This is a genomic window from Mammaliicoccus sp. Q-M61 (assembly GCF_022386055.1).
GTDB classification, from domain to species: Bacteria; Bacillota; Bacilli; order Staphylococcales; family Staphylococcaceae; genus Mammaliicoccus; species Mammaliicoccus sciuri_A.
On sequence record NZ_JAJNJL010000002.1, the window covers coordinates 43,404 to 61,039 of the forward strand.

A 17,636-nucleotide genomic window follows, 5' to 3' on the forward strand; every position below is an offset into this window, starting at 1 on the left:
AAGTTGGAATCGTTATGATTCTAACTTCTTTTTTTATGCCATTTTTAACTAATGTGTTGTAGCAATCATGAAAGATGTTCATTACTCTAATTAGTGATAAAATAATAATAAATGATTGGAGGGGAATTTCTTGTTAAATATAGGTGATTTTAAATTATATCCATTACAAGGTGGTATTACTCAAATGGATGGTGGTGCAATGTTTGGTGTCGTTCCAAAAGCATTGTGGACTAAAAAATATCCGCCTAATGAACTTAATCAAATACCTCTCGTAACACATCCTATATTCGTTCAAACAGATGAACACAATATTATAATTGATGCTGGGATAGGTAATGGTAAATTAACAGATAAACAAAAAAGAAACTATGGTACAACTTATGAAAGTGATATTAGTAACTCATTAAAGCAATTTAATTTGACCATAGATGATATTGATATTGTATTGATGTCTCATATGCATTTTGATCATGCTTGTGGACTTACAACTGCAGATGGTCAATCAGTATTTAAAAATGCAACAATTTATACATCACAAATTGAATGGAATGAATTGAGAGCCCCAAATATACGAAGTAGTGCTACATATTGGGAACAAAATTATAAAGGTATTGAACATCAAGTTGTAACATTTGTGGATTCGATGGAAATCGTTCCAGGCATTAAAATGATACATACTGGTGGTCATAGCGCTGGGCATAGTGTCATTGAAATTGAAAGTAATGGTGTGAAAGCTGTGCATATGGCTGATATCTTGCCTACATTAGCCCATCTGAATCCTTTATGGGTTACAGCTTATGATGACTATCCAATGGATTCTATTAATGCTAAGGAAAGGCTTTTACAGAGATATATTAAAGAAGATTATTGGTTCGTGTTCTATCATGATGCCAATTATTTTGCGCTTAAGCTTGATGAACAAACGAAGGGAATTAAAGAAGAAATAAGAAGGGATGATTTAATTGAAATATAATTTTGATGAAGTGATTGATAGAAGGGGAACAGCAACAGTAGCATATGATGGACAACGTAAAGTTTATGATTATGAGAACTTAGAACCATTTTGGATCGCTGATATGGATATTAAGACACCTGATTTTATTATTAACCATTTGAAAAATAAATTAGATCAAGCACATTTCGGTTATTTAGTATGGAAGCAAGAAGCATATTTAAATGCGATTAAAAATTGGTACAAAACAAGATTTTCTGTGAACATCCAAAAGAATGATATATATTATGTGCCAAGTATTTTGTTTACGGTAACTGAAGTTATACGTGAATTTACGAAAGAAGGCGAAGGTGTCTTAATACATACACCTTCATATAATGCTTTTTTAAATTTAATTGAAGGTAATAAAAGAGTTGCTGTCGAATCTCCATTAGTAGCGACAGATAACGGTTATGAGTTGGATAAAGAACAATTTGAAGAAATGGCAGCGCGTGATGATGTTAAAGTGTTAGTACTGTGTAGTCCTCATAATCCAACAGGTAAAGTTTGGACGAAAGAAGAATGTGCATTTATGAAAGATGTTTGTGAAAGACACGATGTCTTTATTGTTTCTGATGAAATTCATATGGATTTTGTGAGAAGTGAAAATGGATTCTATTCTATGACAAATGAAATGACATTAGATTCTCCAATTCTTGTTGTTACTGGATTAGGTAAAACATTTAACTTAGCGAGTTTAGCAAGTAGTTATATGATTACAAAACATCGCTATTTCACATTACAATTCAATCGTAAATTGGCAACATATTATGGATTGTCTGCTGCAAATACATTGGCTGTTGAAGCAGTTAAAGTAGCCTATAATGAAGCAGGTGAATGGGTAGATCAATTAAATGAGCATATCGAGAAGAATATGACCATCTTAGATGAATTTATTAAAAATGAAATGTCTGATCAGTTATCGTTCATTAAACCTGAATCGACATATTTAGCTTGGATAGACTTTTCTAAAAGTGGTTACGTAGAAAGTGATGTTCAAAAAGCATTGCAATCTGTAGGTAAACTTGCAACAGGCATCGGACATTCATATGAGCTTGGAGAAAGTCATCATTTCAGAATGAATTTAGCTTGTAGTGAAGAAAAATTAAGAAGCGGTTTAGAATCTATTAAAAAGTCATTCGACGCACTAGATCACGGTGAAGTTGAATAATGTTTCAGTCATAAAAAATAGAGTCTGAGGTTTAAATTAATCACTCAGACTCATCTTTTTAAACTTATTAAATTTCAAATATATCAATGACTTGGCCATTAAAGGCATCGGCTATAAATTCATAGTGTACTTGTTTATCATCATTGTTAACGGTAATACCACCATGCACAACTTTAGTTTCAATGCCGAATTTTTGGTAGGTCTTTGGGATATGTAATATATAAGAGGCTTCAACATTATTAAATTGTGCTTTGACTTGTTTAAGTATTTCTTCACAACTATATGGTTTATATTGCTTAGCATATACGATAGAAGCAATAATTCCTAAACCAGTAAAAATGGACAATAATATAATGAAAAAGCGGAACTTATTATTCTGCATGACCATGCCTCCTTCTATTTAATTTAAGTTTAACACAAAGACTGAATGATAGATAAATATTTCAATAAGGAGATTTACAATGACACAAATTAGACAAGAAACACTTAATAGAATGAAAGAATTAACAGAATTACACGCTGTACCTGGATTTGAAAATGAAGTACGTGAATATTTAAAAGAAAAAATGGCACCATTTGTTGATGAAATTATTGGTGATAATATGGGCAGTATTTATGGTGTGAAAAAATCCAAAAAAGAAAATGCTCCTAAAGTATTAGTAGCAGCTCATATGGATGAAATTGGCTTTATGGTTACTGAAATGACAAAAGAGGGTATGTTAAAGTTCACACCACTTGGCGGTGTGTCATCAGACGTATGGCTATCACAAACACTACAGTTAAAAACGCGTGACGGTAAATACTATAACGGCGTAGTTGGCAGTATCCCTAAACATTTTAGAACTGGTAAAGAGTCAGGTGTTGCTATTGAAGATATGCTTTTAGATGTTGGTGCAGAAAGCATTGATCAATTAAAAGAAATGGGCATTAAAATTGGTGATACAATTGTTCCAAGTACGAATTTTGAACAACTAACAGAGAATAGAATACTCGCTAAAGCATGGGACAATAGATATGGTTGTTTAGTCGGATTAGAATTACTCGAAGCAGTTAAAGATGAAGAGCTTGATGTTGATTTATATGTAGGCGCAAATGTTCAAGAAGAAGTTGGTTTAAGAGGTGCTTCAGCAAGTGTGAATTTAATCAAACCAGATTTAGCATTAGTTGTGGATTGTTCACCTGCAAATGATATGAAAGGACACATTGGCTTATCAGGTGCTTTAGGAAAAGGTGTATTAATTAGAATTTTAGATCGTACGATGATTTTATCTGAAAGAATGAGAGATTATTTAATTGAAATGGTTGAAGAAAAAGAAATTAATCATCAATACTTCCAATCACCAGGTGGTACAGATGGTGGAGAAATTCATAAAGCTCTAACAGGTATCCCAACTGCGGTAATCGGTGTTTGTGCTAGATATATCCATACAAGTAAAGCTATTTATGACGCAAGAGATTACGAAAGTGCAAAATTATTACTCAATGAAATCGTGTTAAATTTAAGTTCAGAAAAGATTGAATATTTGAAATTTAAATAGTCCAGATTTTAGTAATTGACAGTAGTTGTAATTCGGTCTAAAATATGTTTATTCCGATTTGGATACTAAGAATAGAGGGATGTATAAATGAAAAAGGGTATATTTTTAATTATTGCATTAATTGTTGTGTTAGCTGCATGTGGAAACAGCAACGACAAGAAAGAAAGTAGCAAGAAAGATGATAAAACAATTGTAGTAGGTACAGAAGGTACGTATTCACCATTTAGCTTCCATGATAAAAATGATAAGTTAACTGGATATGATGTAGAAGTAACAAAAGCAGTTGCTAAAGAAATGGGATACAAAGTTGAATTTAAAGAAACACAATGGGATTCAATGTTTGCTGGGTTAGATTCAGGACGTTTTGACATGATTGCTAACCAAGTTGGTATCAACGATGAAAGAAAAGCAAAATATAAATTCTCAGATCCATACACTTATTCAAATGGTGTATTAGTAGTAAATGAGAATAATAAAGACATTAAATCATTCGACGACGTTAAAGGTAAAAAGTTAGCACAAACTTTAACATCTAACTATGGTAAACTTGCAAAATCTAAAGGTGCAGATATTACTAAAGTAGATGGCTTCAACCAAGCGATGGATTTATTACAATCAAATCGTGTTGAAGGTACTTTCAATGATAATGTTTCATATTTAGATTATAAAAAGCAAAAACCTAACGCTAAAATAAAAGCAATTCAAGGTGATGCTGAACAAAGTCAATCTGCATTTACATTTAGTAAAAAAGAAGATGACAAAGTGATTAAAGATTTTAATAAAGGTCTAAAAACTTTAAAAGATAATGGCGAATTAGAAAAAATAAGTAAGAAATGGTTTGGCGCTAATGTTTCAGAGCCTAAATGATGAGCAACTTCATGCATTAAATGCTGCCAAACAAGCATTTCTACCGATGTTAGAGGGTCTAGTTAAATATTCTATTCCTATTACTTTAGTTACTTTTGTACTTGGTTTAATCTTGGCATTAGTTACAGCATTAATGCGTATATCAAGTAGTAAAGTTCTAAAAGGGATTGCACGTTTTTATGTTTCAATCATTCGTGGTACACCTATGATTGTTCAATTATTCATTATCTTTTACGGAATCCCTGAGATTGGTAGATTGGCAACAGGAAATGCAGACAATCAATTAACTTTGTCACCTGTCATAGCTGCGATAATTGGTCTTTCTTTTAATGTAGGTGCATACGCATCTGAAATTTTAAGAGGTGGAATTATGTCTATTCCGAAAGGTCAAACTGAAGCGGCATACTCGATTGGTATGAATTATAAACAAACTGTACAAAGAATTATATTACCTCAAGCAATTAGAGTTTCAGTACCTGCATTAGGTAATACATTCTTAAGCTTGATTAAAGATACGTCTTTACTTGGCTTTATTTTAGTAGCAGAAATGTTTAGAAAAGCACAAGAAGTCGCTTCTACAACATATGAATTCTTAACGATTTATTTACTAGTAGCGATATTGTATTGGATTGTATGTTTTATCATATCAATCGTTCAATCTTACTATGAATCTTATATTGAAAGAGGGTATCGTTCATGATTGAACTTCAAAATATTAAAAAGTCATTTAATGATAAAGAAGTCATCAAAGGGATTAATCTTTCAGTAGATAAAGGTGAAGTAATTACTTTAATTGGGAGATCAGGTTCTGGTAAGACAACTTTATTGAGAATGATGAATGCATTAGAAATTCCGACTGAAGGTACTGTAGTTGTTAATGGCGAAACGTACACGGCAGATAATAAGAAGTCCCAAATTAAAGTACGTAAACAATCTGGTATGGTGTTTCAAAATTACAACTTGTTTCCACATAAAACAGCAATTGAAAATGTTATGGAAGGTTTAGTTACTGTTAAAAAAGTAAATAAACAAAAAGCATATGACGAAGCACTTCAACTTTTAGAAAAAGTAGGATTAGAAAGTGTTAAAGATCAAAGACCTCATGCTTTATCTGGTGGTCAACAACAACGTGTGGCGATTGCGAGAGCATTGGCAATGAACCCTAAAGTGATGTTATTTGACGAACCGACATCAGCATTAGACCCAGAGTTAGTGAATGATGTATTAAAAGTTATTAAAGATTTAGCCAATGAAGGTATGACGATGGTTATTGTTACACATGAAATGAGATTTGCTAGAGAAGTTTCTGATAGAATGATATTCATTCATGATGGTTTAATCGGTGAAGAAGGTAAACCGGAAGAAATGTTTACTCAACCGAAAACAGACGCATTGAAGAAATTTCTAAATGTTATAGAAGTATAAAGTTTCAATATACACATGTTATTATTTTAATTTAAATAATGACATGTGTATTTTTTATTGTATAATCCTTTTAAGGAGTGTGAATAAATGGAACGCGTAAAATCTTTTTTTAATCGAACAATTATAGATGGATTAAGTTATATGGCTTTAGGTTTGTTTAGCACATTAATTGTTGGACTGATTATTGAAACTTTAGGCCAATCATTAAATACATATTTTGATACTTCAATGATGATAGAAATAGGTAAGTTAGCTCAAACTTTAACTGGAGCTGGGGTAGGGGTAGCAGTGAGTTACGGTTTAGGCGCATCACCACTCATTATATTTACAACTGCTGTAACAGGAATGTATGGATATGAACAAGGGGGCGCTGTAGGTAGTTATTTATCTTCAGTATTTGCAAGTGAACTTGGAAGATTATATTCAGGCAAAACTAAAATAGATATTATTTTATCACCGATTTTAACGTTATTTATAGGTGCAGCAATTGCAAAGTTTATAGCACCATTTATCGATGCATTTATGAAAGCATTAGGAAACTGGATACAATTAAGTACGGATCAACAACCTTTATTAATGGGGATATTCGTCAGCCTTATAGTTGGACTTACACTAAGTAGTCCAATTTCAAGTGCAGCTTTAGCGTTAATGCTTGGCTTAAGTGGAACAGCGGCAGCAGCAGCTACGATAGGTGGTTGTTGTCATATGGTCGGATTTGCAGTAACAAGCTATAAAGATAATGGTATTTCAGGTGTTATTGCTCATGGTATTGGTACAAGTAAACTTCAAATTCCAAATTATTTAAAGCAGCCTTTTATATTAATACCACCAGTCGTAGCAAGTATTGTCGTAGCGCCAATTATGACAGTCTTTTGGCCAATGGAAAATAATGCTGCTGGTGCTGGAATGGGTTCAAGTGGACTTGTAGGGCAAATTATGACGATTAAAACAATGGGTAGTACGACTGAAGTATACTTACAAATTGCATTCTTCCATTTCTTATTACCAGCTGTAATCAGTTTATTTGTTTATCAATTGTTGAAGAAGTATCATATAATTAAAGATGGTCAACAAACATTAATGATAGGAAGTGCAAAGAAATGAAACAATTAACGTCAATCGAAGAATACAAATCATTGATTAACGAACCAACAATATTTATGTTCACAGCATCTTGGTGTCCGGATTGTCATTTTATAGATCCTGATTTACCTGGACTTGAAGAGAAATATCATCAATATCAATTCGTATCAGTTGATCGTGATGAATTTATTGATTTATGCCAAGAAGTTGATGTTATGGGCATTCCAAGTTTTATCGCTTATAACAACGGTCAAGAACTTGATAGATACGTTGGTAAAGAAAGAAAAACAATTCCACAAATTAGTGAATTTATTGATGGATTAAATAATTAAATTTATATAAAAAAAGCAGGTCGAAAAAAGTTTCTTTTATTTTCGAATTACCTGCTTTTTTATTTTATTTAACTTCATTTAAATATGTTTATCACTGTTACATAACTGCGATTTGTTGTAAACTATATAGAGGTATAAAAATAGGAGTGTTAAGTATGAATGTCTTTCAAATGAGAGATTTATTAAAAGACCGATTGAAAACTTTAGATGCAAATTTTAAGTTTGATAGGGAAAATGAAAGTTTAAGAATTGAACGAACGGATAATCAAAAAGGGCTTTCAGTTAAATTAGCTCCGATTATTGCTAAATATAAAAATAACGGTAATAAAACAATAGACGAAATTGTTTATTACGTCACTGAAACTATAAATGCAATGCAAGATGAATCTAATAAAGAAATTAATAAGATTGAGATCTTGCCTGTCATAAGGTCTACTAGTTTTCATAAAGAAACGAAAGAAGGTACACCTTTTGTCATTGATGAACATACAGCTGAAACAAATATATATTATGCGCTTGATTTAGGAAATACTTATAGACTAATAGATGAGTCTATGCTCAGTGAACTTAATTTAACGAAAGAACAAATTAAAGAGCAAGCGTTATTCAATATTAAAAAGAGAAAAACAACTTACAAGTCTGATGAAGTTCAAGGCAATACATTCTACTTCATTAACACGAATGATGGATATGATGCTTCACGAATTCTCAATCAAACATTCTTAAAAGATGTTTATCAAAATATTGAAGGGGAAATGTTATTAGCTACACCTCATCAAGATGTATTGGTGATTTGTGATATTAAAAATGAAATTGGATATGATATTGTAGCGCAAATGACGATGCAATTCTTCCAAAATGGCTTAGTGCCAATAACATCATTATCATTCTCTTATACACCTGATAAACCTTTAGAACCAATATTTATTTTAGGTAAAAATCACTCTCGTAAGAGAAACCAAGAAGTTATTGAGCGTTTAGAAAAAAATAGAGAAATATTTAAAAAAATGAAAAATAATCAAAAAAGATTGTAAGGAGTAGGAGAAATGAATTTATTTTATAATAAAAATGGTGTTGGCGACGTATTAATGGTTACTTTAGAACCTTTAACTGAAGGATTAGAATATGATTTTCAAAATGATTTAACAATTATCAAAAGCGAAGATAAAATTGTTGGATTGAATATATTCAATGCTTCTAAATATGTTCAAATAGAAGGCAATGGCAATATTAAAGTTGAAGAGAAACACATTAATAGTATTCAAGACTTACTAGAGAAAAATAATATTAATTATAAATTAGACGTTGATTTATCTCCTAAGTTTGTAGTAGGATACGTATCTGAAAAATCAAAACATCCTGATGCAGATAAACTATCAGTATGTAAAGTTGATGTTGGAAATGAGACATTACAAATTGTATGTGGCGCTCCAAATATTGATCAAGGACAAAAAGTTGTTGTTGCTAAAGTAGGAGCGGTAATGCCTAGTGGAATGATTATTAAAGATGCAGAATTACGTGGTGTTCCTTCTAGCGGTATGATTTGTTCAATGAAAGAACTTGATTTAGAAGGTGCTCCAAAAGAAAAAGGTATAATGGTACTAGATGATAGTTATACTGTAGGAACACCATTCTTTGAAGACGAAAGGTAGTGAACCTATGAGTTGGTTTGATGATATATTCGGGCAATCGAAAAATGAACAAAAAAATGAAAAGCAAAAAAGCGATCAAGTGTCTTTTGATCATCATCCAGATGACGATTCAACTAATGAAGAAATTTATAGAAGACCTAAAGGCAAATTTAGATTTCCGATACAAATGGAATATGAAGAGCAATCCAATCAAGAGCATCATCAACGTGATAATGAAACAAGTCAACGAGAAGAGAAATATCATGATAGTAGATTTTATGATGAAAGCTCAGCTTCTTTTCCAACGAATAGAAGAAGACGTAGAAGAAATCGTAATGTAGATTCATATGAACCTGCTAAGAAGTCAAGAAGTTATGACCAGGATGTAACACATCATTACGGTACGAAAAGTAAACAATCTTCTCAACGATACGACAACAGTAAACGTCATCATGATGACTATCAATTTCAAGAGAGATTAAATGCTTTACATCAGCCAAAATTTAAAGCTTCTGAAGTGCCTTCAGCAATATTCGGTATGAGAAAACAAAAAGAAGTTCCTAATAGTGGTTTGAAAGATCATTCAGCTCAATCTTCACAAAATGATGCTGTAAAAGAAAATAAACGTAAACAAAGTAGTGAAATCGTACGAGATGTCCCTACTTATTCAAAGACGGACAATACGATTAACATTGAAAATATTTATGCTTCACAAATTGTTTCTGAAATTAGAAAAGAACGTGAGAAGAAACTTCAAAAGAAAAAACAATTTGAAAAAGCTTTAAGAGAAAAAAGAGAACAAGAGCTTAACAGTCTTGATTCAGAAGAGAAAAAGTCACAAATTAAAAATCAAGACTATTACTTAAAACAACAAGCTTCATATATTAAAAATGATCCAAAAGATTATCAAGACGTGGAAGATGAACAAGAAGACTTACACGATGAATTACAAAATGACATACATCAAGATGAAACAAGCGACTTACATGATGAGACGGCTAATTCTAATGCGTTACAACCAGATGTCAATGATTTAACTACATATGAATTTAAAGAGATAGACTTGGATTTTGATGATACAGAAGACGACATTCAGCAAGACAATGTTGATGAAATCGTTGAAGAAGTTGATGCTGAACAAGAAGAAGTCAACTCAACTCACGATTCAAATGAAGAGGAAGTTTCAGAATTTGAAGAAGTAGAATCAAACAATGAAGTAGAAGAAATTCATAATGCTGAAGACAGTACGGAAGCTGAAGCAATACAGTATTTTGAAGAAGATAATGATGATTCTAATGAAGCTGTTATCGAACCTTCAGAAATAATCGATACGCATGATTCTCTCGAAGAAGACAATGATGCATCCATTACGCAATCAGAACAATTTGTCGAAGATGATATTTATTTTGAAGAAGTAGAAGATTCTGATTCTGAAGCTGAAGAAATAGATACAATCGAAAATGCTGAAGATTTATTAACATTTGACGAAACTGAAGAAGATAGAGATGAAAGCTTATTCGAGTCTGATCATGTTGATGTGGAAAGTGATACTGAAACAGAAGAAGCGGATAATGTTATTGCAGAAGAATCAAATAACGATCCTATAGAAGTAGAGGACACGGTTCAACAACCTGAAGAACCTAAAGAGACAACTTCTCACGAACCTATCTTGAAGCCTAAACCTGTTAGAAAGTCTTCACCATTTAACGTGATGATGACACCTTCAGATAAGCGTAAACATCAAGCATTTAAGAGTTCATCAAATATCAACAAGACACAAACATCAAACATACAACAAGCAGAAAGTGAAACTCAAAACGAACAACATGGGTCTAACCAAGCTGTTAAACGTAAAGGACCATCTTATGTACTTCCACCAGTATCTATATTAGATGATGTTGTCGAGGAAGAAGATAATAGTGAATGGTTAGAGGAAAAGAAAAAAGAACTAGATGAAGCTTTTTATCATTTTAATGTGCCTGCACATGTAGTAAATATGATACAAGGGCCAACTGTAACGAGATTTGAATTATCTGTTGAAAAAGGTGTTAAAGTATCTAGAATTACTGCTTTACAAGATGACATTAAAATGGCATTAGCTGCTAAAGATATTCGTATTGAAGCACCTATCCCGGGTACAAGTTTAGTAGGTATCGAAGTGCCTAATCAAAGTCCTAAAAAGATTCCGTTAGGCCAAATGATTACGTCTAAACCTTTCCAACAAGCAGAGAGTAAACTAACTGTAGCTATGGGCTTTAAAATAAATAACGAGCCGCTATTAATGGATATTGCAAAGACACCTCATGCGCTCATTGCCGGTGCAACAGGTTCTGGTAAGTCAGTATGTATTAATGCTATTTTAACAAGTTTACTTTATAAAAATCATCCAGATGAACTGAAACTATTACTGATTGATCCTAAAATGGTAGAGCTTGCACCGTATAACAATTTACCGCATTTAGTTGCGCCAGTTATTACCGATGTAAAAGCGGCAACAGCTAGTTTAAAATGGGCTGTTGAAGAGATGGAACGTAGATATAAACGTTTTGCAGAATTACATGTTAGAAATATTACAGCATTTAATAAGAAAGCAAATTACGAGCAAAGAATGGCAAAAATCATTATAGTTATAGATGAGTTAGCTGATTTAATGATGATGTCACCTCAAGAAGTTGAACAATCTATTGCTAGAATTGCACAAAAAGCTAGAGCATGTGGTATACATATGATTCTTGCGACACAACGACCATCCGTCAATGTGATTACAGGTTTAATTAAAGCAAACGTACCAACAAGAATATCATTCATGGTATCGTCTTCTATTGACTCTAGAACAATTCTTGATGTTGGTGGAGCAGAGAAATTACTTGGTAATGGTGATATGTTATATCTTGGTAACGGTATGAATAAACCGATAAGAGTTCAAGGTGCATTTGTATCAGATGATGAAATTGACGAAACAGTAGAAAATGTAAGTAGTCAAATGAAACCAAATTATCTATTCAAAGAAGAAACATTGTTGAAAAAGGTAAATGAACAACCTGCTGATGCACTGTTTGATGAAGTTTGTGAATTTATGTTAAACGAAGGTCATATTTCAACTTCACTTATACAAAGACATTTCCAAATTGGATATAATAGAGCAGCTAGAATGATTGATAACCTTGAAGAGAGAGGTTATATATCTGGACCTAACGGCTCTAAACCAAGAGATGTACTCATTACTAAAGATATGATAGAAGAAAGAGAAACTAACATTTAAGAAATAGAAGGAGTGACATGAAATGACATTATTTCATTTTGTCGGCATAAAAGGTGCAGGTATGAGTTCACTTGCACAAATCATGCACGACATGGGACATAAAGTACAAGGTTCTGATATAGAGAATACAGTATTTACTGAAATAGCATTAAAAAATAAAGGCATTAAAATACTACCATTTGATGTTGAAAATATTCAAGAAGGTATGACTGTTATAGCAGGTAATGCCTTTCCAGATACACACCCTGAAATAGCTAAAGCATACGAAATGGGACTTGAAGTGAAAAGATATCATATTTTCCTAGGAGAATTTATGTCCCAATATACGTCAGTTGCTGTTACAGGTGCACACGGTAAAACATCGACAACTGGATTATTATCACATGTCATGAATGGTGATCAAAAGACATCATTCTTAATAGGTGATGGAACAGGTATGGGATTACCTGATAGCTCATACTTTGCTTTTGAAGCTTGTGAATATAGAAGACACTTTTTAAGTTATTATCCAGATTATGCGATTATGACAAATATTGATTTTGATCATCCGGACTATTTTAAAGATTTACAAGACGTAACAAATGCATTCCAAGAGATGGCTAGCAATGTTAAAAAAGCAATCGTTGCTTGGGGACATGATGCTGAGCTTAGAAAAATTAAAGCAGATGTTCCAATTTACTTTTACGGTTTTGAGCATGACAACGATGTCTATGCTGACAATGTTCAAACGTCTTCTAAAGGTACAACATTTGATGTTTACTTTAAATCTAAAAACGAACTCATAGGTACATTTACAACACCTATGTATGGTGATCACCACGTTCTAAATGCATTAGCAGTTATTGCAATTTGTCATTTAGAAAAACTAGATATTGAAAATATTAAAGAAGCATTATTAACATTTGGTGGTGTAAAAAGAAGATTTAGTGAAAGTTTTTACGATAATCAAATCTTAATCGATGACTATGCACACCATCCGAGAGAAATTAATGCTACAATTGAATCAGCTAGAAAAAAATATCCTGAAAACGAAGTGGTTGCAGTATTTCAACCTCATACATTTTCAAGAACAGAAACTTTCTTAAACGAATTTGCTGAAAGTTTAAACCTTGCTGATAAAGTATACTTATGTGACATCTTTGGTTCTATTCGAGAACAACAAGGTGAGCTGACAATACATGATTTAAAAGCATTAATTCCTAATGCTGATTTAATAAGCGAAGAATCAGTTTCTCAGCTACAAAAGCATGATAATGGTGTTATACTATTTATGGGTGCTGGAGATATTCAAAAAGTTCAAAAAGCCTATGTTTCTTCACTATCACATTAAATATAATATGTTTATACTTTAATAGTGAGGGTATTAAATATTAGTAAATCGAATAAAGATTAGTTTTATAATTATTAGGAGGCGTTCAGTATGGATTGGATTTTACCAATAGCAGGCATAATTGCTGCGGTTGCATTTTTAATTATTTGTGTTGTCTTAGCACTATTTTTAATGCAATTATTAAAAACAGTTAAAGGAATTAATGAAACTTTAGATGGCATTCAAGGCCAAATACAAGGTATCACACGTGAATCTACTGATTTACTTCATAAAGCAAATCGTTTAACTGAAGATATTCAAGATAAATCATTACGCTTAAACTCAGTAGTAGATGCAGTTAAAGGTGTTGGAGATTCTGTACAAACACTTAATAATTCAGTAGATAGAGTTACAAATTCTATTACTCACAATATCTCACAAAATGAAGATAAGATTTCTCAAGTTATTCAATGGTCAAATGTTGCAATGGAAGTTGCAGATAAATGGCAATTAAGAAGAGATCGTAGAAGTAACGTATCATACAAAAATAATGTAAATGCTTCTAAAGATTTTGAAGCGCAAGTGCCGAAAGACTACAATGAAACAACAACATCAGGTGACAACTTGGATGAAGATAAAATTGGTGCCGGCTTGAAAAAATAAAGTGCATGGAAGCAAATAACAATCTTTTCAGGCTGAGGCATATCAAAAATGTCACAGCCTGATTTCTTTAATAAAATTAGGGGGAAAATATAATGGAAAACAAATACAATAGAGATTTATATACACATGGTTTAGAAACGTATGAAGCTGAATATGAAAAAAATACAAACGGTAGAGATTTTGTATTTGGTGTAGTATTAGGAACAGTAGTAGGTGGAATTGTTGGTTTATTACTAGCTCCTAAATCAGGGAAAGAATTACAAGATGATTTAAGTGAGAAATCAAACAAAATTATCGATGACGTTAAAACTAAAACTGATGACTTAAAAGTTCAAGCTCAATCTAAAGCTGAAGAAATCAAAACACAAGCTGAAGAAAAGAAAGAAGAAGTCAAAACTAAAGTTGAAGATAAAAAAGCACAAGCTAACGAAAAAGCAGAAGAAGTGAAAGCTAAAGCTGCTGATAAAAAAGAAGAAGCTAGTCAAAAAGCGGAAGAAGTAAAAGCTAAAGCCGCTGACAAAAAAGAAGAAGTTAAAACAAAAGCTTCAGAAAAGAAAACAGAAACTAAGAAAAAAGCAGAAGAAGTAAAATCTAAACAAGCTGAAAAGAAAGCTAACAAAGGCGTTGTAACAGCTGACGATGTAGGCGACGAAGAATTAAAAGCACAAAAAAGTGCAATTAAATCTGAAGTAGAAAATGAAGACTTAAAAGGTCCAAAAACAGTTGTAGAGAAAAAAACTTTCGATAAAAAATAATAAATAAGTGATGTATAACGCATATTATTTGTACTACCGAAAAGTCATAACATAACTTTTCGGTAGTTTTTTATATTGTAATGAACACTATTATAAATTAAAATATACTTTATTAGTCTGATTAGTAATAAATTTTAATATTTTTGAGATGTTGGGGTTGAATCAGAGCATTTTAATTGTTATACTAACATCTAATTACTTATATATTTTATCGCTTTAAAGTATGTGAGTTAAATTGTTTACATGAGGTGAAAAGGATGTCAAATGAATTAGAGAATTTAAGAAAAAGAATTGAAGGTATTAATGATGAAATTTTAGCTTTATTACAAGAACGTGGTACTTTAGCTAAAAAAATTGGTGAAGAAAAACGTAAACAAGGTACTCAAGTATATGATCCACAACGTGAAAAAGAAATGTTAAATCATTTAATTGATAATAACCAAGGACCATATAACGACAATACTATTAAGCAATTATTTAAAGAGATCTTTAAAGCTTCTACTGACTTACAAAAATCTGAAAATGAAAAACATTTATATGTTTCTCGTAAATTAAAACCAGAAGATACTATTGTACAATTCGACAATGGTGCAATTATTGGTAATAATAAAAAATCATTCGTATTCGGTCCATGTTCTGTAGAATCACAAGAACAAGTTGATGCAGTTGCGAAAGATTTAGCTGATAGAGGCGAAAAATTCATTAGAGGTGGCGCATTTAAACCACGTACTTCTCCTTACGACTTCCAAGGTTTAGGTGAAGAAGGATTAAAAATTCTTAAAAATACTAAAGATAAATACGGTTTAAATATCGTAAGTGAAATTGTAAATCCTGCACACTTTGAAATGGCTGATGAATACTTAGATGTATTCCAAATTGGTGCAAGAAACATGCAAAACTTTGAGTTATTAAAAGAAGCAGGTAGAACAAATAAACCTGTCTTATTAAAACGTGGTCTTTCTGCAACTATCGAAGAATTCATCTACGCTGCAGAATACATTCACTCACAAGGTAACAATAACATTATCTTATGTGAACGTGGTATTAGAACATATGAAAAAGCTACAAGAAACACATTAGATATTTCAGCAGTTCCTATTTTAAAACAAGGTACACATCTTCCAGTTATGGTCGACGTTACGCATAGTACTGGACGTAAAGATATTATGTTACCATGTGCTAAAGCTGCATTAGCAGTTGGAGCTGACGGTGTAATGGCAGAAGTACATCCTGATCCATCAGTAGCATTAAGTGATGCTGGTCAACAAATGGACTTAAACGAATTTGATGCATTCTACAAAGAAATCGTTGAAGCTGCTAAATTATACGAAAAATAATATTCATATACATCAACTGGCGAAAAGTTATCATAACTTTTCGCCAGTTTTTTTATGTTGTAAATTAACATATGTTCGTTTGTTTTCTGAAAAACTATTTACAATTTACACAAAAACCAAAAATATTAGAGCAATTGTATCGACAACACCTCTATAATCTTTTATAATTGGTAATTGTGAGTTCGCTTTCATATACTTTGAAAACATTATGAAAACGTGCTAGAATAAAGTAGAAAACGTTTTCAAGATAGGAGGATATTATGACTGTAACAATATATGATGTTGCAAGAGAAGCAAAAGTATCAATGGCAACAGTTTCACGTGTCGTAAATGGTAACCAAAATGTTAAACCTTCAACACGTGATAAAGTAAATGAAGTCATTAAAAGATTAAATTATAGACCTAATGCTGTAGCTAGAGGTTTAGCAAGCAAGAAAACAACAACTGTTGGGGTAATTATTCCTGACATTTCAAATGTTTATTATTCTGAATTAGCTCGTGGATTAGAAGATATTGCCACTATGTATAAATATCATACAATCATTTCAAATTCTGATAATGATAGTGAAAAAGAACAAGAGATATTTAATAATTTATTAAGTAAACAAGTTGACGGTATCATTTTCTTAGGTGGTACTTTAACAGACGAAACAGTGGATCTTATTGATAAATCATCAGTACCAGTAGTCGTATCAGGTACGAATGATAAAGACTCTAAACTTGCTTCAGTTAACATTAATTATACAGAAGCTAGTAAAGAAATTGCTGAATCATTGATCAAGAAAGGTGCTAAGAAATTTGCATTTGTAGGTGGAGGATATTCAGAAAAAGCACAAGATGATGCTTTTAAAGGATTAGAACTTGCACTTCAAGAAGCTGGCCTTGAAATCGAAGACAATGCTAAATTTGTTGGTAATGAAACATATAAAGATGGTAGCCGTGCTTATGAGGCTGTTTCACAAGATAAGCCGGATGTTATTTTATGTATTAGTGATGAACAAGCAATTGGTATTGTACACGCAGCACAAGATGCAGGCGTTAATGTACCAAATGATTTACAAGTTGTAAGTTTTAATAATACAAGATTAGTTCATATGGTTAGACCTCAATTATCAAGTGTGACACAACCATTATATGATATTGGTGCAGTTGGTATGAGATTATTAACTAAATATATGAATGACGAACAAATTGATGAACCTAATGTGATTTTACCTTATAGAGTAGAATATAGAGGTACAACTAAATAATAGAAAAAGACGACTGAAACAT

The 17,636-nt window shown here is 32.0% G+C and carries 17 protein-coding genes; 16 read left to right on the forward strand and 1 reads right to left on the reverse strand.

Annotated features, from left to right (window positions below):
- Positions 1-130: 130 nt before the first annotated feature.
- Both LQ677_RS03655 and LQ677_RS03660 read left to right on the forward strand, forming a co-directional pair.
- Positions 131-973, forward strand: coding sequence for a YtnP family quorum-quenching lactonase (locus LQ677_RS03655; RefSeq protein WP_232193771.1), 843 nt, complete (start codon positions 131-133; stop codon positions 971-973).
- Positions 963-2,162, forward strand: coding sequence for a MalY/PatB family protein (locus LQ677_RS03660; RefSeq protein ID WP_037588582.1), 1,200 nt, complete (start codon positions 963-965; stop codon positions 2,160-2,162). Before LQ677_RS03655 ends, LQ677_RS03660 begins: the two co-directional genes overlap by 11 nt.
- A gap of 67 nt (positions 2,163-2,229) precedes the next feature.
- Here the strand turns inward: LQ677_RS03660 and LQ677_RS03665 are convergent, their stop codons facing one another.
- Complete coding sequence (locus tag LQ677_RS03665; protein WP_204258595.1) at positions 2,230-2,544, reverse strand: hypothetical protein; 315 nt, start codon at positions 2,542-2,544, stop codon at positions 2,230-2,232.
- 79 nt (positions 2,545-2,623) lie between these two features.
- Between LQ677_RS03665 and LQ677_RS03670 the strand changes: the two genes are divergently transcribed.
- The 14 genes from LQ677_RS03670 (at position 2,624) to ccpA (ending at position 17,614) form a co-directional block, all read left to right on the forward strand.
- Positions 2,624-3,700, forward strand: a complete 1,077-nt coding sequence (locus LQ677_RS03670; protein WP_204258594.1) for a M42 family metallopeptidase — start codon at positions 2,624-2,626, stop codon at positions 3,698-3,700.
- 87 nt (positions 3,701-3,787) lie between these two features.
- The gene (locus LQ677_RS03675) at positions 3,788-4,567 is read left to right on the forward strand and encodes an amino acid ABC transporter substrate-binding protein (RefSeq protein ID WP_058611995.1); all 780 of its coding nucleotides are present in this window, start codon (positions 3,788-3,790) and stop codon (positions 4,565-4,567) included.
- Positions 4,548-5,267: an amino acid ABC transporter permease gene (locus LQ677_RS03680; RefSeq protein ID WP_191835880.1), complete on the forward strand. Its 720-nt coding sequence runs from the start codon at positions 4,548-4,550 to the stop codon at positions 5,265-5,267. Before LQ677_RS03675 ends, LQ677_RS03680 begins: the two co-directional genes overlap by 20 nt.
- On the forward strand, positions 5,264-5,992 hold the full coding sequence (locus LQ677_RS03685) for an amino acid ABC transporter ATP-binding protein (protein WP_025905278.1): 729 nt from the start codon (positions 5,264-5,266) through the stop codon (positions 5,990-5,992). The genes LQ677_RS03680 and LQ677_RS03685 overlap by 4 nt, the downstream gene beginning before the upstream one ends.
- A gap of 87 nt (positions 5,993-6,079) precedes the next feature.
- On the forward strand, positions 6,080-7,096 hold the full coding sequence (locus LQ677_RS03690) for a PTS sugar transporter subunit IIC (RefSeq protein ID WP_159315521.1): 1,017 nt from the start codon (positions 6,080-6,082) through the stop codon (positions 7,094-7,096).
- Complete coding sequence (locus LQ677_RS03695) at positions 7,093-7,407, forward strand: thioredoxin family protein (protein ID WP_239748113.1); 315 nt, start codon at positions 7,093-7,095, stop codon at positions 7,405-7,407. The genes LQ677_RS03690 and LQ677_RS03695 overlap by 4 nt, the downstream gene beginning before the upstream one ends.
- Positions 7,408-7,562: 155 nt before the next feature.
- Entirely contained in the window at positions 7,563-8,441 is an 879-nt protein-coding gene (locus LQ677_RS03700) for a DUF1444 domain-containing protein (protein ID WP_025905281.1), read from the forward strand.
- Positions 8,442-8,453: 12 nt separating this feature from the next.
- The gene (gene ytpR, locus LQ677_RS03705; RefSeq protein ID WP_126477592.1) at positions 8,454-9,059 is read left to right on the forward strand and encodes a YtpR family tRNA-binding protein; all 606 of its coding nucleotides are present in this window, start codon (positions 8,454-8,456) and stop codon (positions 9,057-9,059) included.
- Entirely contained in the window at positions 9,043-12,300 is a 3,258-nt protein-coding gene (locus tag LQ677_RS03710; RefSeq protein ID WP_308193291.1) for a DNA translocase FtsK, read from the forward strand. The genes ytpR and LQ677_RS03710 overlap by 17 nt, the downstream gene beginning before the upstream one ends.
- A gap of 22 nt (positions 12,301-12,322) precedes the next feature.
- The gene (gene murC, locus LQ677_RS03715) at positions 12,323-13,630 is read left to right on the forward strand and encodes a UDP-N-acetylmuramate--L-alanine ligase (RefSeq protein ID WP_037588568.1); all 1,308 of its coding nucleotides are present in this window, start codon (positions 12,323-12,325) and stop codon (positions 13,628-13,630) included.
- Positions 13,631-13,720: 90 nt separating this feature from the next.
- The gene (locus tag LQ677_RS03720) at positions 13,721-14,272 is read left to right on the forward strand and encodes a DUF948 domain-containing protein (RefSeq protein ID WP_025905285.1); all 552 of its coding nucleotides are present in this window, start codon (positions 13,721-13,723) and stop codon (positions 14,270-14,272) included.
- A 92-nt stretch (positions 14,273-14,364) separates the two neighbouring features.
- The gene (locus LQ677_RS03725; RefSeq protein WP_126477590.1) at positions 14,365-15,027 is read left to right on the forward strand and encodes a YtxH domain-containing protein; all 663 of its coding nucleotides are present in this window, start codon (positions 14,365-14,367) and stop codon (positions 15,025-15,027) included.
- A gap of 257 nt (positions 15,028-15,284) precedes the next feature.
- Positions 15,285-16,364, forward strand: a complete 1,080-nt coding sequence (locus tag LQ677_RS03730) for a bifunctional 3-deoxy-7-phosphoheptulonate synthase/chorismate mutase (RefSeq protein ID WP_037588564.1) — start codon at positions 15,285-15,287, stop codon at positions 16,362-16,364.
- A gap of 260 nt (positions 16,365-16,624) precedes the next feature.
- Positions 16,625-17,614, forward strand: a complete 990-nt coding sequence (gene ccpA, locus LQ677_RS03735; protein ID WP_025905288.1) for a catabolite control protein A — start codon at positions 16,625-16,627, stop codon at positions 17,612-17,614.
- The last annotated feature ends 22 nt before the right edge of the window (positions 17,615-17,636 follow it).

Coding starts and splice junctions, on each gene's coding strand:
- LQ677_RS03665 (WP_204258595.1), bottom strand. CDS start 2,544: ATGCAGAATAATAAGTTCCGCTTTTTCATTATATTATTGTCCATTTTT.
- LQ677_RS03670 (WP_204258594.1), top strand. CDS start 2,624: ATGACACAAATTAGACAAGAAACACTTAATAGAATGAAAGAATTAACA.
- LQ677_RS03675 (WP_058611995.1), top strand. CDS start 3,788: ATGAAAAAGGGTATATTTTTAATTATTGCATTAATTGTTGTGTTAGCT.
- LQ677_RS03680 (WP_191835880.1), top strand. CDS start 4,548: ATGTTTCAGAGCCTAAATGATGAGCAACTTCATGCATTAAATGCTGCC.
- LQ677_RS03685 (WP_025905278.1), top strand. CDS start 5,264: ATGATTGAACTTCAAAATATTAAAAAGTCATTTAATGATAAAGAAGTC.
- LQ677_RS03690 (WP_159315521.1), top strand. CDS start 6,080: ATGGAACGCGTAAAATCTTTTTTTAATCGAACAATTATAGATGGATTA.
- LQ677_RS03695 (WP_239748113.1), top strand. CDS start 7,093: ATGAAACAATTAACGTCAATCGAAGAATACAAATCATTGATTAACGAA.
- LQ677_RS03700 (WP_025905281.1), top strand. CDS start 7,563: ATGAATGTCTTTCAAATGAGAGATTTATTAAAAGACCGATTGAAAACT.
- ytpR (WP_126477592.1), top strand. CDS start 8,454: ATGAATTTATTTTATAATAAAAATGGTGTTGGCGACGTATTAATGGTT.
- murC (WP_037588568.1), top strand. CDS start 12,323: ATGACATTATTTCATTTTGTCGGCATAAAAGGTGCAGGTATGAGTTCA.
- LQ677_RS03720 (WP_025905285.1), top strand. CDS start 13,721: ATGGATTGGATTTTACCAATAGCAGGCATAATTGCTGCGGTTGCATTT.
- LQ677_RS03725 (WP_126477590.1), top strand. CDS start 14,365: ATGGAAAACAAATACAATAGAGATTTATATACACATGGTTTAGAAACG.
- LQ677_RS03730 (WP_037588564.1), top strand. CDS start 15,285: ATGTCAAATGAATTAGAGAATTTAAGAAAAAGAATTGAAGGTATTAAT.
- ccpA (WP_025905288.1), top strand. CDS start 16,625: ATGACTGTAACAATATATGATGTTGCAAGAGAAGCAAAAGTATCAATG.